The sequence below is a fragment of the Streptomyces sp. NPDC054813 genome (genome assembly GCF_053611365.1).
Window position 1 is genome coordinate 118799 of the sequence record NZ_JBSHAF010000022.1, and the last position, 17824, is coordinate 136622.

The window sequence follows — 17824 nt, forward strand, 5'->3', positions numbered from 1 at the left end:
AGCCGGGTTAGTAAAGTTTCCTAACTTTACGAGCCTGGAGACCACCGTGTTCCCTCGCCGCGACCCCGGACACCGCCTCGCCACGGCCGCCGTGGCCCTGGGCCTGCTCGGTTCACTCAACACCAGCGCCTGGGCCGGGGCCCGCGACCCGGCCCACGGGTCCGCCCGGATCACCCGTGTGCCGTCCACCGCCGGGTCGCAGACCGCGCTGTCCGGCTACGCGATCCGGTCGACGGCCGACGTGAGCGACTCGGCGGCGACGGTCTCCTCCCCCGGCTATCCGGCCAAGGGCTGGTATCCGGCGGGCCCCCGGTCCACGGTGCTGGCCGCACTCCTCGCCGACGGCGTGTACGACGACCCGTTCGTCTCCACCAACCTGCAGAAGATCCCCAAATCACCCTTCCAGGTGCCCTGGTGGTACCGCAGCGACTTCACCGTGGCGGACCCCTCACAGCGCACCTATCTGGACTTCAGCGGAGTGATCTCGGCGGCCGACGTCTACGTCAACGGCCACCGGGTCGCGACGACCGCCGACGTCACCGGCGCCTACACGCACCACGAGCTGGACGTCACCTCCCTGGTCAAGGGCGGGACGAACACGGTCGCCTTCCGTATCCAGCCCAACGACCCGGACAAGAACCTCACCATGGGCTGGATCGACTGGCTGCAGCCGCCGCCCGACCAGAACATGGGCATCGTCCGTGACGTCCTGGTCCGGCGCGGCGGCCCGGTCGCGCTGCGCGACGCGCACGTGGTGACCAAGCTGGCGGTGCCGTCCCTGGCGACGGCCGACCTGACGGTGCGGGCGCAGGCCCGCAACGACTCCGACACGCCGGTCACCGCCGAGGTCTCCGGCACGGTCGCCGGCGTGGCGGTCACCAGGTCGGTCGCCCTCGCCGCCCACCAGACCAAGACCGTCACCTTCACCCCCGCCGACGTCCCCGGCCTGCACCTCACCTCCCCGAAGGTGTGGTGGCCGGCCGGCATGGGCGGCCAACCGCTGTACGACCTCGATCTCACCGCCTCCGTCGCCGGCACGGCGTCGGACACCGCGCACGAGAGCTTCGGCATCCGTGACGTCCAGGCACCGCTGAACTCCGACGGCGCCCGCCAGTACTCGATCAACGGCCGCAAGCTGCTGATCAAGGGCGGCGGCTGGTCACCGGACGAGTTCCTGCGCTGGGACCGGACCTATGCCGAGGACCGCCTGAAGTACGCGCTCGACCTCGGCCTCAACGCCATCCGCCTGGAAGGCCACATCGAGCCCGACGAGTTCTTCGACATCGCCGACCGGTACGGCATCCTCACCCTGCCCGGCTGGGAGTGCTGCGACAAGTGGGAGGGCCAGGTCAACGGCGACGGCGAGCGGGGCGAGAAGTGGACGGCCGCCGACTACCCGGTCGCCCAGGCCTCCATGGCCGCCGAGGCCGCCCGGCTGCGGGACCACCCGAGCGTCGTCTCGTTCCTGATCGGCAGCGACTTCGCCCCCGACGCGAAGATCGAGAAGACCTACCTGGACGCCCTGAACGCCGCCGACTGGACCGTCCCCGTGGTCTCCGCCGCCTCCGACAACTCCACTCCGCAGCTGGGCAGTTCGGGCATGAAGATGACCGGCCCCTACGACTGGATCCCGCCGGGCTACTGGTACGCCAAGCGGGAGGGCGGCGCCACCGGCTTCAACTCCGAGACCAGCGCCGGCCCGGACATCCCCACCCTCGACACCCTGCGCCGCATGATGACCCCGGCCGAGCTGGACACGCTCTGGAAGAACCCGGACCTCAGGCAGTACCACCGCTCCCCGTCCCCGGTCTTCGGCACCCTCAAGATCTACGACGACGCCCTCACCGGCCGTTACGGCGCCCCGAAGAGCCTCACGGACTACGTGCGCAAGGCGCAGCTCGCCCAGTACGAGAACGTCCGCGCCCAGTACGAGGCGTACGGACGCAACCAGACCGACGCCTCCAAGCCGTCCACCGGGGTCGTCTACTGGATGTTCAACAGCGGCTGGACGTCCCTGCACTGGCAGCTGATGGACCGTTACCTCGACCAGGGCGGCGCCTACTTCGGCGCGAAGAAGGCCAACGAGCCACTGCACGTCCAGTACTCGTACGACGACCGCTCGGTGGCCGTGGTCAACAACCGGCACGCCGCGGCGTCCCAGCTCACCGCGCGGGCGACGCTCTTCGACCCGGACGGCACCCAGAAGTACGACCGGACCGTCACCGGTCTCTCGGTCAAGGGCGACGGCGCGCACACCACCGCGTTCACCCTGCCGGCGTCGGTGAGCGGACTGTCGTCCACGTACCTGGTACGGCTGGTCCTGACCGACGCGGCCGGCCAGGAGGTGAGCCGCAACGTCTACTGGCTCTCCACCAAGGCGGACACCCTCGACTGGGCGAGCACCGACTGGTACCACACGCCGACGACCAGCTACGCGGATCTGAAGGGGCTGACGTCGATGGCCCAGGTGCCGGTCACGGCCACGGCGTCGACCACGGCCGCGGACGGCATGTCGACCACCACGGTGACGGTCCGCAACGCCGGTACGGACAAGACTCCGGCGCTGCTGACGGACGTCCATCTCGTCGACGCGAACGGCAGGCCGGTACTGCCGGTGCGCTGGTCGGACAACGAGGTCAGCCTGTGGCCGGGCGAGTCGGCGACCCTCACGGCCACCTACCGCACCGCCGATCTGCACGGCTCGGAGCCCCGGGTGCGGGTCTCCGGCTGGAACGCGGCGGAGCGGACGGTTCCGGCAGCCGCGCCGGAACCGTCCGCCGGGCTCAGCTCACGTTGAGCGCGGAGTCGTCGATGACGAAGGACGTCTGGAGGGTCGACCCCTCGACGCCGGTGAACTTGATGGTGGCCGTGGTGCCGGCCAGGGAGGAGACGTCGAGGCTCTTGAGGACGTATCCGGAGGCCGCGTTGAGGTTCGAGTACGTGGCCAGGGTGGTGGATCCGGCGGTCACCGTCAGCTTGTCGTAGGCGGTGCTGGTAGTGGTCTCCGCGGTGTCCACGTGCAGATAGAAGCTGAGGGTCGCGGAGCAGCCGGACGGAATGGTCACCGACTGGGACAGCGTGTCGGTGTGGGCCGATCCGTAGCCGTCGAGCCAGGCCTTGTACGAGCCGGTGCGGGCGGCCTCGCTGCTGGAGTTGGTGATGACCCCGCTGCTGGCGGTCCAGGTGGTGTTGCCGGACTCGAAGCCGGGGTTGCCGAGCAGCTGGGCGGCGGTGCAGGTGCCGCCACCACCACCCCCGCCGCCTCCGCCGCTGCTGCCGCCCCCGGCGAGCCAGGCGGTGGCGTTCAGGGCGAGGGCCGCGTTGGTGGCGCCGCTGTCGTTCCAGCCGTCGTACAGCGTGTTGCCGGACTGGCCGGTGCCGTCGTCGATGGGCGAGCTGTCGCCCCAGAAGGCGACCCGCCCGCTGCCGAAGGCGCTGGTGGCGAAGAAGGCGCCGGTGTTGCCGGAGTAACCGCTGCGGTAGAGCAGGCCCTTGACGGCGGAGTTGTCCGACGGCTTCAGTGTCGCCGTCGTACCGTCGGCGATCAGGCTCTTGGTGACGGTGCCGAAGGAGCCGTGCAGGACCGGGTCGGTGCTGTCACTGATCGCGGCCGGGTAGCCGGAGCTGATGTCGAGCGTGTCGATCGAGAAGCCGAACGGGTCGGTCGAGTCGACGCTGTTGTTCGTCATCAGGTCGTTGAAGATCTCGACGGCGTCCTCGCCGTCGTTGTTGCGGTCGGCGCCGGTGTGGTCGGAGACCATGAAGAGGCCGCCGCCGTTCTTCACGAAGTTCATGATCGCCGTCTTCTCGGCGGTCGTGAACAGCGTGTTCGGCTCGGGCAGTACCAACGCGTCGAAGTTCGACAGGTCGGTCGTCGACGAACCGCCGTACGTCAGCGCACTGGTGGCGGTCTTGAGGCTGTAGCTGCCGGTCTTCTGGAGGGCGACGCCCCATGACGAGAGGGCGCCGGTCCAGTCCGTCTCCGAGGAGGGCGAGGAGTCCTGGGAGAGCGGATCGGGCTTGCTGGTGGAGATGATCCAGTCCGCGTTGCCCGCCTCCTCGGCGTGGCCGTCGTCGAACAGGACGCGGTAGGTGGTGGCCGCGTGCGCGGGGGCGGCCGCGGTGCCGACCTGGAGGGCGGCTCCCGTGGTGAGCAGGGCGAACCCGGCCAGGGCGGTGGTGATTCTGTGGCGGGATCTGCTGGATCCGAACATCCGGCGAACCTCCATGAGGGGGTGGGGTAGAGGCGGTGGGGACGCCAACTCTTCGCGCGTAGAACCCGGTTGAGATTTCTACACGCGTCGACTCATTGAAAGGTACATGGCATGTCGGATCGATGAACAGAAAACCGCTGTAACAACCGGACGGGACTGCCTGCCGATTGAGCGGGCAGATTGGACTTCAGCGGAGTACAGACGAAGAAGGGCGGACATGGAGATCTCGGGCATCATCAGTGCCATCGTCATCGGTATCATCATCGGTGTGCTGGGGCGCCTGGTCGTTCCCGGCCGCCAGCACATCGGCATTCTGCTGACCATCGTCGTCGGCATCGTGGCGGCTCTGCTGGGCTCGGCGATCGCGGCCGGCTTCGGCGTGGCGGACACCAAGGGGCCGGACTGGATCGAGTGGTTCATCCAGATCGCGCTGGCGGCGCTGGGCGTGGCGGCACTCGACCGGACCAGGGCCCGCCGCTAGCCGGAGCACGTCGGCGGCCGAAGCGCGCCGTTCACATCGCGTAGAGGTACGGCGTGGTCGTGCTCAGCGCCTGGAAACCCAGTCGCTGGAGGATCGGCCGGCTCATAGGAGACGCGTCCACCTGCAGATACCGGTAGCCGTGAGCCGTGGCGGCACGGGCCCGATGGGCTACGAGGGCGCGATAGACACCGCGTCCCCGCCACCCTTCCACCGTGCCGCCGCCCCACAACCCGGCGAACCGCGTCCCCGGCACCAACTCCATTCGCGCGGCGCTCACCGGCTCGTCCCCGGCCAGAGCGACGACCGCGACCACAGTGTCGGGCTGCTCGGCGAGCCGCGTCAGCAACCGGTGCCGCAGCCGCGAACCGTCCGCGCCGAACGCCTTCTCATGGACGTCCACCACGAGATCGACGCCCACCGCGTCCAGGGCGGGCACCACCCGCACGCCGTCCGGAAGTTCGGCGTCGACCGTCAGCTCGGCACCCTCGGCGATCATCAGCGTCTCCTCCGGCTCGGGCCGGAATCCGGCCGCGAGGAGCCTCGCCCCGAGGTCCGACGGGAGGTCATGGCTGTAGAGCTTCCACTCGAAGTCGTGGCCCAGCCGGCGGAAGCGGTCGATCTGCTCGGCGATCGCACGATCGGCGGTCGTCTCGTTCAGGGCCGACCAGACAACGCCGTTCCATCCCTCGCTGTCCGCCACCTGACGCACCACGGCGCCGGCGCGCTCGATCCGCGCACCGGGACCGTCGGGCCGGGCGCCCGCGCGCATGTCACGGTCGTACAGCGCGAGCACCCCTTGACGATCCATCCGAGCACTCCACCATCCGCGCGCCACCGCGGCAACGCAATTACCCGCTCCCGCACGGCCGAACGGCCGTCAGGTACGCGGCGAGCCGGTCCCGGTTGCGGGCCAGGCAGTCGATGCGGGCCTGGATGCGCTCGACGTGCCCGCTGAGCAGCGCGGCCGTCTCCGGGGTCACACACTCGCGGGGCGGGTGGATCTGCCCGGGCACGGAGAGATACGGCAGGATCGCGCGGATCATCTCCGTGGTCAGCCCGGAGTCGAGCAGCCCGCGGATCTGCTGGACGTCCTGGACCGCGGCCTCGCCGTAGGACCGGCAGCCGTTGTCGGCGCGGTCGGGGTGGAGCAAGAGCAGCTCCTGTTCCTCGTATTGACTAGCTCCTCGCCCTGAAGGGCGAGGATTCCGGTCTTCTCGACTTGTTGCTGTGCCGCTACGCGGCACGGGGTTCGGTCGGGAATCCGAGGCTTCCTGTTTCTTCGCGCTGTGCCGGGATCGCTCCAGGTCTTACCGGCGCTCCGCAGGCCGATACCGCCAGTCCGGCGGCCGTCTTCACATTGAGTGCGGCGTTGTGGTCCCGGTCGTGGACGGTGCCGCAGGCGGTACAGGTCCATTCGCGGACGTTCAGGGGTTTGGGTCCGTCCTTGACGCCGCAGGCGGAGCAGGTCTGGGAGGTCGGCTCGAACCGGCCGATCCTGACCAAGGTGCGGCCGTACCGTGCCGCCTTGTACTCCAGCATGCTGATAAACGCCGACCATCCGGCGTCGTGCACCGACTTGGCCAGCTTCGTGCGGGCCAGTCCCGCCACCGACAGGTCCTCCACCGCGATCCCTTGGTTCTCGGAAATCAGTCTCGTGGAGAGCCGATGGTGGAACTCTCGGCGTGCATCAGCGACCTTGACGTGGGCGCGGGCAACCTTGAGGCGGGCCTTGGCCCGGTTCTTCGATCCCTTCTGCTTGCGGGACAGCTCCCGCTGGGCCTTCTTCAGCTTCTTCTCCGCGCGCCGTAGAAAACGCGGGGAGTCGATCTTCGTGCCGTCGGAGAGGACCGCGAAGTGGGTCAGGCCGAGATCGATGCCGTGGGGGTGGTGGGCAGGGTGCGGGACCACTTCACCTTCACCGCGCCGATCTTCGGCAGGTCCAGACGGCCACTGTCAGTGATCTTCCAGCGGGCGTTGGCGGTGAACCGGATCGACTGCCGGGCGTCCTTGCGGGACTTGAAGCGGGGCGTTCCCGCCTTCGGTCCCTTGCGCGTGCCCTTGAGGGAGGCGAAGAAGTTGCGGTACGCCTTCTCGGCGTCCCTCAGGGGCTGCTGGAGCACCACCGCGGACACCTCGCCCAGCCAGGACCGCTCCTTCGTCCGCTTCGCCTCGGTGATCAGCTTCCGGGACAGCTGACCGGCCGTCGGGAACGGCTGCTCAGCTTTTCGCGCGTCTTCACGCGTGCGGACCGCGTCGTTGAACACCACCCGGGCGCACCCGAACGCCCTGGCCAGCGCGGTGCGCTGACCTGCATTCGGGTAGAGCCTGAACGCGTACCGGAGCTGCATGACGATCACCCTAAAGAGCCCGAACACCCAGTGTCGTCAGGAACATGCGTGCGAGATGTCACCTGAGTCCCGCACTGCCCGGCTCCGCCGGGACAACACCGCGACGCTCGGCGTCGCCACCACGAGATTCGCTTCACCCCCGGCCTGAAGGCCGGAGCACTGCGAATGAATCCCGGTAGCGCAGCAGCCGACTGGGGACGCTGGTACGGCGGGAGAGTTCACCGATCCTCATCGCGTCCTCCGCAGCGCCTGCTTGCCTTCACACTGATGTCAGGGTCCGACCATGGTCGCATGACCACCTCTTCCCAGGTCAAGGGCGCTGCGCTGCCCTGGTCCGGGCTGCTCGCCCTGTCCGCGACCGCCTTCACCGCCGTGCTGACCGAACTCCTCCCGGCCGGGCTGCTGCCCGCGATGGCCCCGGCTCTCGGGGTGTCCGAGTCCCAAGTCGGCTTCCTGGTCACCGGCTACGCGGCGGCCTCCTTCCTGGCCGCGATCCCGCTCACCGCCGCCCTGCGCGGGCTGCCGAGGCGCCGGGTGCTGGGCGGCGCGCTGATCGGCCTGGCGGTGAGCGACGCCCTGGTGGCGCAGTCGTCGTCCTACGCACTCAGCTTCGCGGTTCGGCTGCTGGCCGGAGCCATGGGCGGGACACTGTGGGCGTTGCTCGCCGGACACGCGGCCCGCATGGTGCCGGGCGGCGCGGCCGGGCGATCGCGGTCGTCCTGGCCGGGATCACCCTGCCGCTGGCCCTGGGCGTGCCCGCTGGTACGGCGCTGGCCGCCGCGGTGGGCTGGCGTGGCGCCTTCGCCGCCCTGGCCGGGTTCGCCGCTGCGCTGGTGGGCTGGGTGCGGTGGCGGGTGCCCGACTTCCCCGGTGAACCGCGGCACGCGCGGACGCCGCTCCTGAAGGTCGCCGCACGGCCGGGCATCCGCCCGGTGCTGTCCGTGACCCTGTTCCTGCTGCTCGGCCACCAGGCGATGTACACCTACCTCGCACCGTTCGCACGGCACTCGACTGGTGGACGCCTCGGGACCCGCCGACGCCGAGGTGGCGACCTCGCTGCAGACCACCGTCTACAACACGGGCATCGCCGCCGGTTCGCTGGCCGGCGGCCTCGTCCTGGGCCGGCTGGGCGCGGCCGCGTTGCCCTGGACCGCGCTGCCGCGGGTGTCGGTCGCGCTGATGGTCGTCGCGCTGGGCCGGCGGCACGCGTTTCCGGGCGGTCGGCCTGGCGTTGAACGCGGCCGCTCCGCCGGTCAGCCGAGTTCGAGCGTCGTCACCCCGAAGACCCGCTCCAGGGCGTAGTCGCGGACCGGGCCCGTGTACATGCGGGCGGTCTCGAACGAGGGGGTGAATCCGGCCTCTTCGGCGAGGGCGACGCCCGCCGTGCTGATCTCGGGCACATCGACGGCGACCTGCCGGCCGGCCGCCTCGGCCATCAGGGCGGTGAACAGGGCGCGGGCGTCCTCGGCGGTGTCGGCGAAGAGGGGGCCGATCCGCAGGCAGTCGTGGCCGGGGCGGATCACGCCGTAGCCGGTGAGGCGGTCGCCGTCGTGCCGGACGAAGGCCCGGTGGCCGGCGCCGGTCAGCCAGGCGGCCACGAACCGCGGCCGGTCGGCCGGGCAGCAGGCGCTGTCGTACGCGGTGACGGCCGGCAGGTCGGCGGCGCGTGCCGGGCGGACGCCGGCGGGGATCTCGGCGGCCGGGGCGTGACCCACGAACCGGGCGGTGCGGTGGGCCAGTTCGAAGCCGGACTGGCGGTAGTTGTCCTGCTGGGCCACCACACCGTCGAGGCCGACCGTACGGGTGCCGGCGTGGGCCAGTGCGGTCTTCCAGGTGGAGAGGCCGTGGCCGTGGCCGCGCAGGTCGGGGCGGACCAGGTACCAGCCGAGGAAGGCGTAGTCGGGGCCGTGGTTGACGACGGAGACGGCCGACACCGGTGCGCCGTCGATGCGGCCGATGAAGAACCCTTCGGGGTCCTGGGCGAAGAAGGCGGGGAGGTCCGACAGTCCGGGGTTCCAGCCCTCGTCCACGGCCCAGCCGCGGACCACCGGCCAGTCGTCGGGCGTGGCCTGGGTGACGACGAGGTCCTGGGGGGCCGGAGAGGTCATCGATGCGCTCCATTCAGCGGCTGGTCAGGGCGGCCCGGGCCGCCCACACGGTGCGGTCGGACAGCGCGGCGGGCGGCGCCGCGTCCGCAGCATCCTTCCCGATCGCCGGGCGCCGCACCACGCCGGGATCAAGCCGTCGGCATGCGCAACAGGCCGCTTCGGCAGGCTTGTTGACCGAGGCGGCGCGCCGGGACACGCACACGGCACAGGCCCCACCGGTCGGGGTCCGGTGGGGCCTGCAGGCACGTTTCTCGGCGCGCCGCCTCGGCAGCGCGTCGGACGGGTCAGCGCATGCGGCCCGGCCGGAAGCGCCGGTGCAGGGCGGTCCCGGCGAGCAGCAGCGCCGCGCTGCCCGCGGCTGCGGCACCCGTGAGGTCCGTCCCGGTGTGGGCGAGCGTGGTCGTCGCGGCCGGCGGTGGGGCGGGGAGGTCCGTCTTGGGACCGGGGTGGGTCTTGACCGGGGTCGGGGTGGGCGGCGGGGTGGCCGGTGTCTCCGTGCTCGGGTGGTCGCCGGAGGTGTTCACGGAGGTGTTGCCGGTGGCCGGATTGAGTGCCCCGACCACGTTCACGCTGTTGCCGCTCACGTTGACCGGGAGGTCGACCGGCAACTGGATGCCGTTGCCGGAGATCACTCCGGGCGAGTCCTCCTCGGTGCCCTGCGCGGACGCGCCGCCGGTGGTGGCCGAGCCGCCGGACTTGCCGCCACCGGCGCCGCCGGTCGAGGCCGAGCCGCCGGTCTTGCCGTCAGTGGCGCCGCCGCCCTCGTTCACGCAGGTGTTGCCGGCCGCCGGGTTCAGGAGCCCCACCACGTTCACGGTGTTCCCGCACACGCTCACCGGGACGTGCACCGGCAGCTGAATGCCGTTGCCGGAGATCGCTCCGGGCGAACCGGCCGCGATGCCGTCCGCGCCCGAGTCGGCCCAGGACGGGACCGCCACGGCCATCGCACCGGAGGCGGCGGCGACGGCGATCACACCGTTTCGGGTAACCCGTTTCATAGGTTCCCTGCCTTCCAGACATTTTCACGGGCGCTCGCCCGCACCGGCTAAACCGTGGCCGCACCATGTGAGTTATGGCTTATCCACATTTCACCCCATCGAGTGACATCGTTATCGAACTCGGGGCAAAACCGTGCTAGGAACCTGAAGCCGGTGATCGCGGCACGATACGGCCCCCCGGTCCGGCCCGCTCGCCGGGAGGTGTGCCCACCAGGACCCGCTTATGGTGATCGAAAGCCCTGTTCTCGGTCCGCCACGGAGTGTCCCTGGAGGCCCTCGATGCCGGCCATGCCCCGTAACCGGCCCGCCGTGCGTCGCTGCGCCGGCGCCGGAGCCGTCGCGCTGGCCCTGCTCGGCGCGGGGCTGCCCGCTGCCGCGGCGACGACGACGAGCAGCAAGGAGCCCGACCTGAGCCGCTTCTACCGGCAGAAGGCCCACTGGACGGCGTGCAAGGACGTGGAGCTGCCCAAGGACATGCAGTGCGCCGAGGTGACCGTGCCGCTCGACTACGCGAAACCGGCCAAGGGCACCATCGACCTGGCACTGTCCCGGTACCGGGCGACCGGGAAGTCACGCGGCTCCGTGCTGCTGAACTTCGGCGGTCCCGGCGGCTCGGGCGTCAGCGGCCTCGGGCAGGCCGGCAAGGACTTCATGAGCCTGACCAACGGCTATGACGTGGTCGGCTTCGATCCGCGTGGGGTCGGCCGCTCCTCCCCCGTCAGCTGCGGCGACGGCCTCGACGAGTCCTCCGGCGACGCGAGCACCGACAAGGTCCCCGACGTCGCCCATCCGCAGGCCCTGATGAAGATCCTCGAGCAGCTGACGGTCCGGTGCACCCAGAACTCCGGGCCCGTGCTGTCCCACATAGGCACCGTGAACGCCTCCCGCGACCTGGACGTCATCCGCCAGGCGCTCGGCGACAAGAAACTGAACTACCTGGGCTTCTCCTACGGCACCAAGCTCGGCGCGGTGTACGCGGCGCAGTTCCCGCACAAGGTGGGCCGCATGGCCCTGGACGGTGTGGACACGCTGACCGAGTCGCTGGCCGAGCAGGGGGTGGCGGGCGCCCAGGGGCAGCAGACGGCGCTGGACGACTTCCTGGACTGGTGCGTCACCGACCTGGGGTGTCCGTTCGGGCAGGACCGGCGCAAGGCGGGCGAGGCGGTCACGGAGCTGGTGCGCTCGCTGGACGAGAACCCGGTGCCGTCCGACTTCGGCGGCCCCTTCACCGGTCAGGACCTGGTGGCCGCCATCGGGCAGGGGCTGTACGGCAGGGACCTGTGGCCGCTGCTGGAGCGGGGGCTGGCCTCCCTGATCGAGGACGGTGACACCCGGGGGGTGCAGAACATCGCGTCCGGCGGCTACGCCCTCCCCGTCGGGCAGCGGCGCGGCAGCGGGCTGGTGGACAGCGCCGACATCCCCGTGGACAACCTGTCGGCCGCCCTGATGGCGATCAACTGCGCCGACGACCCCGACCGGCCGAGCGCCCGGCGGCTCACCCAGGACGTCGACCGCCTCGGCAAGGAGTACCAGCAGGCGTCCCCGATCTTCGGCCGGTTCCGGCTGACCCAGGTGCTGCTCTGCTACGGCCGGCCGCGCGGCACCGACTTCATCCGCGACAAGGTGAAGGACGTGCCGTCCGCCCCGATGCTGCTGGTGGGCACGCGCGGCGACCCCGCGACGCCGTACCGCTGGGCGCTCGAGACGGCGAAGCGGCTCGGGCCGTCGGCCGTGGTGCTGGACAACCGGGGCGACGGCCACACCGGGTACACGTCCTCCAAGTGCGTGCACGGCAAGGTCGACGAATTCCTGCTGTATGGCACGCTGCCGGCCGACGGCAGCTCCTGCCCGGCGGACGCCGACGCCCGCGTCACCGGCACCGACTCGTCGGGCTGAGGCTCAGGACAGGGTCAGCTCGGGGGCGTAGAGATCGAGCCAGTGCGCCAGGTCGAGGGTGCGTTCCAGGCCGCGCCGGGCGGCGTGGCTGCTCAGCCCGGTCCGGTGGGCCGCGCGGTCCAGCTTCTCGCGGTCGACGAGCTCGAAGACCCGGTGGTCGGGCCGGGTCAGCAGGTCCTTGACCTGGTCCTGGAGGGCCCGCCCGTACTCCGGGTCCTGGGTGGACGGGTAGGGGCTCTTGACCCGGTCGTACACGGACTGCGGGAGAACGTCCCGGGTGGCCTCCCGGAGCAGGGTCTTCTCCCGGCCGTCGAAGGACTTCAGAGCCCAGGGCGCGTTGTAGACGTACTCGACCAGCCGGTGGTCGCAGAACGGCACCCGGACCTCCAGGCCGACGGCCATGCTCATCCGGTCCTTGCGGTCGAGGAGCATGCGGACGAAGCGGGTGAGGTGCAGATAGCTCATCCGGCGCATCCGGAACTCGAAGTCGCTCTCCCCGTCGAGGCGCTGGACACCGGTGACGGCGGAGTGGTAGCCGTCGGCGATGTACGACTCCAGGTCGAGGGACTTGGTGAGGTCGGCGCGCAGTACGTCGGTGTCGTCGCCGAAGTGCCGGCCGGCCAGGTACAGCCAGGGGAAGGTGTCGGCGGTGCGTGCGTCCTCGTCGAAGAACTGCAGGTACCCGCCGAACACCTCGTCGGCGGACTCCCCCGACAGCGCGACGGTGGACTGGTCACGGACGGCCCGGAAGAGCAGCAGCAGCGAGGCGTCCATGTCCCCGAACGCGGCCGGCAGGTCGCGGGCCCGGATCACCCGCTCGCGGACGGCGGGGTCGGCGAGGCTGTTCACGTCCAGGACGATGTCCTGGTGGTCGGTGCGGGCGAGCCGGGCCACGTCGTGCACGAAGGGCGTGTCGGGGGTGGAACGCAGTTCGTCGGCGACGAAGTTGTCCGTCTGGCCGACGAAGTCGACGGCGAAGCTGCGGACCTTCTCGCCCCGCACGGCGAGCTGTTGGGCGGCCAGGGCGGTCATGGCGGAGGAGTCGAGGCCGCCGGAGAGCAGGGTGCAGCGGGGCACGTCGGCGACCAGTTGGCGGCGCACGATGTCGTCGAGGAGCTCGCGGACGGTGGCGACGGTGGTGTCGCGGTCGTCGGGGTGCGGGCGGGTCTCCAGCCGCCAGTAGGTCCGGGTGCGCAGTCCGTGGCGGTCGACGGTGACGACGGTTCCGGGTTCCACCTCGCGCATGCCCTCCCACACGGCATGCCCGGGGGTCTTGACCATGGTGAACAGCTCGCGCAGCCCGTCCAGGCCCACCCGGGGGCGCACCAGCGGGTTGGCCAGGATCGCCTTCGGCTCGGAGCCGAACAGGACGCCGTCCGGGGTCGGGTACAGGTAGAACGGCTTGATGCCCATGCGGTCGCGGATCATCACGAGTTTGTCGTGGCGGCCGTCCCAGACGGCGAAGGCGTACATGCCGTTCAGCCGCTCGGCGACGGTGTCGCCCCACTCCACATAGCCACGCAGTACGACCTCGGTGTCGGAGTCGGTGGTGAACTCGTGGCCGCGGTCGGTGAGTTCGCGGCGCAGCTCGGTGAAGTTGTAGGCCTCGCCCGAGTAGACCATCGCGACGGTGCCGTCCGGGGTGCGGACGGTCATGGGCTGGCGGCCGCCGGGCAGGTCGATGATCGCGAGCCGGCGGTGCCCCAGGGCGGCGGGGCCCTCGCTCCAGGTACCGCGGTCGTCGGGACCGCGGCAGGCCATGGTCTCCGTCATTGCATCCAATACGCGCGTCTCGGTAGTGAGGTCACGGTCGAAGGAGACCCAGCCGGTGATGCCACACATGCGTTACCTCCTGCTGCCGGTCTGCCGGACAACACCCGCCACCTGCGGTTCCACGACGGAAGGCGATTGCCCGAGCGAACCACTTGTATTCAGCACCTATATAACGAGCGTGCGCCCGGGACCCGGGCCGGTCAACCTGGCCGTAACACGGACGGCCGCCCCGCCTCACTCTTTCGGCCGCGCTTTGCCCGCGCGAGGCCCGCGAACCCGCCCGGCATCGGGCCCCGCCCGCCCGGAACAGGCCAACCGCAAAAACTTCCCCAAACGGAACCGGCGCCGCGGTTTTCACCGGGCGCCGGCCACCTGCCGCTGCCGCTGTCGCTGTCGCTGTCGCGTCCTCGCGGCGCTACGCATCCTCGCGCTACGCGTTCTCGTGCGCCTCGCGCGCCTGCGCCGCCGTCAGGAACCGGTCCAGCGCCGCCGTCAGCTCGGCCGGCCGCTCCACGGGAAGCTCGTGGCCGGCGTCGATGATCCGGACCTCGGCGTCCGGGTAGGCCTTGGCCATCCGCAGCATCTGCCCGACCGGCAGCTGGATGTCGTGATAGCCGTGCACCATCAGGGTGGGCGCGGTGATCTCCCCGGCCCGGTCGAGGACGTCGAAGGCCCGCATGGCGCCGTACAGCGTCATGACGACCTCGCGCGGGGTGTGCGCGGAGGCGCGGACGTACCCGCGTATCTCCTCGCGGGGGTACCCCGGGGCGAAGGCGCGCTGGATATTGGCGGCGACGAACAGCTTGAACGGCACCAGGGTGGAGGCCGCCATCAGCAGGCCGCGGCCGCGGCTGTACGTCATCCGGCCGATGGAGTTGACCAGCACCATCCGCTCGACCCGCGCGGGGTGGGTGAGCGCGAGGGTCTGGGAGATCATGCCGCCCATGGAGTGACCGACCGGGACGAAACGATCCACCTCGAGATGGTCGAGCAGGGCGACGACGTCCTGGGAGAGTTCGGCGATCGTCTTCACGCCGGCCCCGGTGCTCTCGCCGTGACCACGCAGGTCGAGGCGGATCGCCCGGCGGTCCTCGGCGAAGTGCGCCATCTGGTGGTCCCAGCGGTGCCGGTCCGCGGTCCACCCGTGGATGAACACCAGGGGCGCGGCGGCGCCGTCCCGGGGGCCCTCGTCGTCGTACGTCAGCGCCGCTCCGTCGACTTCGAGCTGCGGCATGGGGGCCTCCTGGGGCGTGATCCGGTTACTGCCGGGTACGGTAACCGGCCGCCCCGGCCACCGTCATCGGGCGGCCGGCCTCAACACGGTTACAGCGTGCGCCTGATGGCCGCCACGGTCGCCTCGGCGTCGTTCGCGGACACCGCGAGCCGGGCGAAGGGCGCAGACGGCGCCAGGTCGACCAGGACGACCGGGCCGTGTTCGTGGACGGCGACGAAGTCCTGCCCGCCCGGGTACTGCCAGGCGCCGACGCAGAACCGGTCGGGCAGAAAGTGGCCCGGGTGCGGTTCGCCGCGCAGCACCCGCCACCAGTCGGGCTCCACCGAGGCTCCGCGCACCTGCGCGAGCGGCACCCTGAGCCCGCGGCGGTGGGCGAGCAGCTGCTCCCGCCCTCCCAGACGGACGACGACCTCGTCACCGTCGACGGTCAGCCGGGCCATCGCGCTCACCTCCACCACTCACCGGACGAATCCCGCGGCACGAATCCCACCGCACGATTCCCATGGGGTTGATTACCCCAAATGCCGCAATGGCGAATCGGCCCTATGGTGCTGGTATGGAGCACGCACTCAGTCCTTCGACCCTCGCCGAGCTGCGCCGCCCGCGCCCTTACCCCGCCGTGTCCGTGCTGACGCCGACGCACCGCCGCGAGCCCGACAACGCCCAGGATCCCGTCCGGCTGCGCAATGTCGTGGCCGAGGCGAAGAAGCAGCTGGAGACCGATCCCGCGGTCACCCGGGAGCGCCGCGGCGACCTCTTCGACCAGCTCGACCGGGCCCTCGCCGAGGTCGATCTGGCGCATGCCGAGGACGGTCTGGTGATCTTCGCCGCACCGGGTGAGCACCAGGTGTGGTCACTGGCCCGCAGCGTGCCCGAGCGCGTGGTGCTCTCGGACACCTTCCTCACCCGCAACCTGGTCTCGGCCCAGGCCGCCGAGCGGCCGTTCTGGGTGCTGTCGATCTCGGCCGACCGGATCACGCTGTGGAACGGCGGGGTCGACCGGATCACCGAGAGCGAGGCCGGCGGCTTCCCGATGACCCGCGCCCAGGAGAACTTCGACGCCGAGCGGCTGCAGCGGATCGGCGACATGCCCAGCACCTTCCGCGACGAGGACACCAAGCGCTTCCTGCGGGACGCGGACACCGCGATGGCCGCGCTGCTGCGCGAGGAGCCGCGGCGCCTGTACGTCACCGGCGAGCAGGCCGCTCTGTCCCTGTGGGAGGAGTTCGGCAACGTCGCCAGGAACAGCATCCCCGTACAGCACGGCGGCCTCACGCACGCCGGTCCGGAGGCCGTGTGGCAGGTGATCCGGCCGCTGCTGGAGGCGGACTCCCGCCGCAACACCGCGTCGGTGACCCGGGAACTCGAATCCGCGCGCGGTCACAGGACGTTCGCGGCCGGTGTCGACGAGGTCTGGCAGAGCGCCCGCGAGGGCCGGGTACGGCTCCTGGCCGTCGAGGAGAACTACCGCACCGCCGTCCGTGACGACGGCGACCACCTCATCCCGGCCGCGAGCGGCGACCTCGACGCCCGCGACGACATCGTGGACGAGATCGTCGAGCAGTGCCTGGAGACCGGTGCCGACGTCCGCTTCGTCCCGGACGGCACCCTGGGCGACGAGAACGGCATCGCCGGGGTGCTGCGGTACTGACCAATCCGCTCACTCGGCCGACGTCTAGGCTCTGCAGCGTGATCGTCGGCTGAGAGGGAGTGTGGGCGTGGCTGAGCTGCTGGGCGTCGCGGTACTGGGTGCCGGACACATGGGTGCCGACCACATACGACGGCTCGACCAAGTGGTGAGCGGCGCGAGGGTGGCAGCTGTCGCCGACCCCGACCTGGACCGCGCCAAGGAAGCGGTGGCCGGCCTCGACGGGGTCACCGTCCACGCGGATCCGCTGGCGGCCCTGGACGCACCCGGCGTCGACGCCGTGCTGATCGCCTCGCCCGGCCCGGCGCACGAGGAGCCGCTGCTCGCGGCCTTCACCCGCGGGCTGCCGGTGCTGTGCGAGAAGCCCATGGTGCCGGACTCCACAGGTGCGCTGCGGGTGGTGGAGGCCGAAGCCAGGCTCGGCCGCAGGCTGGCCCAGATCGGGTTCATGCGCCGTTACGACGCCGAGTACCGGCGCCTCAAGGCACTGCTGGACGGCGGCGGCCTGGGCCGGCCGCTGATGCTGCACTGCACCCACCGCAATGTGTCCTCGCCGCCCGGCTTCACCAGCGCCATGGTGATCAACAGCTCGGTCTCGCACGAGATCGACGCGGCCCGCTGGCTGCTCGGCCAGGAGCTGACCGCGGTGACCGTGCTGCGGCCGCAGCCGTCCTCGGGCGCCCCGCAGGGACTGCTCGATCCACAGCTGGTGCTCTTCGAGACCGACGGCGGCGCCCTGGTCGACGTCGAGGTCTTCGTCAACTGCGGCTTCGGCTACCAGGTGCGCTGCGAGGCCGTCTGCGAGCGGGGCAGCGCCCGGATCGGCGAGGACCACACCATGCTGGTCACCTCGGCGGGCGCCGCCCGCGAGGAGGTGCCCCAGGACTATCTGGTGCGGTTCGCCGACGCCTACGACCGCGAGGTGCAGTCCTGGGTGGACGCCACCCGCCAGGGCCGGGTCACCGGACCGAGCGTCTGGGACGGCTACGCGTCCTCCGTGGTCGCCGAGGCCGGGGTGGGGGGGGGGGGGGGGGGGGGCGGCCCCGGCGCCAGAGCGCCCGCCCCGCCCCCGCCGAGCACAACCATCTCAAAGCCCAGAGCCCGAGAGAGAACCGGCTCACCAT

The 17824-nt window shown here is 71.0% G+C and carries 14 protein-coding genes and 2 pseudogenes; 7 read left to right on the forward strand and 9 right to left on the reverse strand.

What is annotated here, in order from left to right:
• Positions 1-46: 46 nt before the first annotated feature.
• Positions 47-2797: a glycoside hydrolase family 2 protein gene (locus ACWGJB_RS35775; RefSeq protein WP_453384205.1), complete on the forward strand. Its 2751-nt coding sequence runs from the start codon at positions 47-49 to the stop codon at positions 2795-2797.
• Here the strand turns inward: ACWGJB_RS35775 and ACWGJB_RS35780 are convergent.
• The gene (locus ACWGJB_RS35780) at positions 2784-4214 is read right to left on the reverse strand and encodes a hydrolase (RefSeq protein ID WP_453384206.1); all 1431 of its coding nucleotides are present in this window, start codon (positions 4212-4214) and stop codon (positions 2784-2786) included. The two genes, ACWGJB_RS35775 and ACWGJB_RS35780, sit on opposite strands and share 14 nt — an antisense overlap.
• 217 nt (positions 4215-4431) lie before the next feature.
• Between ACWGJB_RS35780 and ACWGJB_RS35785 the strand changes: the two genes are divergently transcribed.
• Entirely contained in the window at positions 4432-4695 is a 264-nt protein-coding gene (locus ACWGJB_RS35785) for a GlsB/YeaQ/YmgE family stress response membrane protein (RefSeq protein ID WP_453384207.1), read from the forward strand.
• Between the two features lie 31 nt (positions 4696-4726).
• On the opposite strand, the gene ACWGJB_RS35790 is transcribed toward ACWGJB_RS35785, so the two are convergent.
• From ACWGJB_RS35790 to ACWGJB_RS35800, 3 genes and pseudogenes are all read right to left on the reverse strand, one after another.
• Complete coding sequence (locus tag ACWGJB_RS35790) at positions 4727-5503, reverse strand: GNAT family N-acetyltransferase (RefSeq protein ID WP_453384208.1); 777 nt, start codon at positions 5501-5503, stop codon at positions 4727-4729.
• Between the two features lie 40 nt (positions 5504-5543).
• On the reverse strand, positions 5544-5939 hold the full coding sequence (locus ACWGJB_RS35795) for a MerR family transcriptional regulator (RefSeq protein WP_453384209.1): 396 nt from the start codon (positions 5937-5939) through the stop codon (positions 5544-5546).
• Positions 5929-7043: pseudogene (locus ACWGJB_RS35800) on the reverse strand (RNA-guided endonuclease InsQ/TnpB family protein). The gene ACWGJB_RS35795 and the pseudogene ACWGJB_RS35800 overlap by 11 nt, the downstream one beginning before the upstream one ends.
• 411 nt (positions 7044-7454) lie before the next feature.
• On the opposite strand from ACWGJB_RS35800, the pseudogene ACWGJB_RS35805 reads away from it, so the two are divergent.
• Positions 7455-7981, forward strand: a pseudogene (locus ACWGJB_RS35805) (MFS transporter); the annotation flags it as partial.
• Between the two features lie 76 nt (positions 7982-8057).
• Positions 8058-8345 carry a hypothetical protein gene (locus ACWGJB_RS35810; RefSeq protein ID WP_453384276.1) on the forward strand — a complete coding sequence of 96 codons (288 nt, stop codon included), beginning with the start codon at positions 8058-8060 and terminating at the stop codon, positions 8343-8345.
• Here the strand turns inward: ACWGJB_RS35810 and ACWGJB_RS35815 are convergent.
• Together ACWGJB_RS35815 and ACWGJB_RS35820 are read right to left on the reverse strand one after the other, a co-directional pair.
• Complete coding sequence (locus ACWGJB_RS35815; protein WP_453384210.1) at positions 8297-9151, reverse strand: GNAT family N-acetyltransferase; 855 nt, start codon at positions 9149-9151, stop codon at positions 8297-8299. The two genes, ACWGJB_RS35810 and ACWGJB_RS35815, sit on opposite strands and share 49 nt — an antisense overlap.
• Positions 9152-9435: 284 nt before the next feature.
• Positions 9436-10149: a chaplin gene (locus ACWGJB_RS35820; protein WP_453384211.1), complete on the reverse strand. Its 714-nt coding sequence runs from the start codon at positions 10147-10149 to the stop codon at positions 9436-9438.
• A 279-nt stretch (positions 10150-10428) separates the two neighbouring features.
• On the opposite strand from ACWGJB_RS35820, the gene ACWGJB_RS35825 reads away from it, so the two are divergent.
• Positions 10429-12045 (forward strand): alpha/beta hydrolase, encoded by a 1617-nt coding sequence (locus tag ACWGJB_RS35825; protein WP_453384212.1) that lies wholly within the window; start codon positions 10429-10431, stop codon positions 12043-12045.
• 3 nt (positions 12046-12048) lie between these two features.
• Here ACWGJB_RS35825 and asnB read toward each other — a convergent pair whose 3' ends face one another.
• The 3 genes from asnB to ACWGJB_RS35840 all read right to left on the reverse strand — a co-directional run bounded on the left by asnB (position 12049) and on the right by ACWGJB_RS35840 (position 15492).
• Positions 12049-13887 carry an asparagine synthase (glutamine-hydrolyzing) gene (asnB, locus tag ACWGJB_RS35830; RefSeq protein WP_453384213.1) on the reverse strand — a complete coding sequence of 613 codons (1839 nt, stop codon included), beginning with the start codon at positions 13885-13887 and terminating at the stop codon, positions 12049-12051.
• A 361-nt stretch (positions 13888-14248) separates the two neighbouring features.
• Positions 14249-15052: an alpha/beta fold hydrolase gene (locus tag ACWGJB_RS35835; RefSeq protein ID WP_453384214.1), complete on the reverse strand. Its 804-nt coding sequence runs from the start codon at positions 15050-15052 to the stop codon at positions 14249-14251.
• 89 nt (positions 15053-15141) lie between these two features.
• A complete protein-coding gene (locus tag ACWGJB_RS35840) occupies positions 15142-15492 on the reverse strand; it encodes a hypothetical protein (RefSeq protein ID WP_453384215.1) in 351 nt (116 codons plus the stop codon).
• A gap of 116 nt (positions 15493-15608) precedes the next feature.
• On the opposite strand from ACWGJB_RS35840, the gene ACWGJB_RS35845 reads away from it, so the two are divergent.
• Both ACWGJB_RS35845 and ACWGJB_RS35850 read left to right on the forward strand, forming a co-directional pair.
• Complete coding sequence (locus ACWGJB_RS35845; RefSeq protein WP_453384216.1) at positions 15609-16703, forward strand: baeRF3 domain-containing protein; 1095 nt, start codon at positions 15609-15611, stop codon at positions 16701-16703.
• A 67-nt stretch (positions 16704-16770) separates the two neighbouring features.
• Positions 16771-17824: Gfo/Idh/MocA family protein (locus ACWGJB_RS35850; protein ID WP_453384217.1), on the forward strand; the 1054-nt coding region annotated here is incomplete at its 3' end.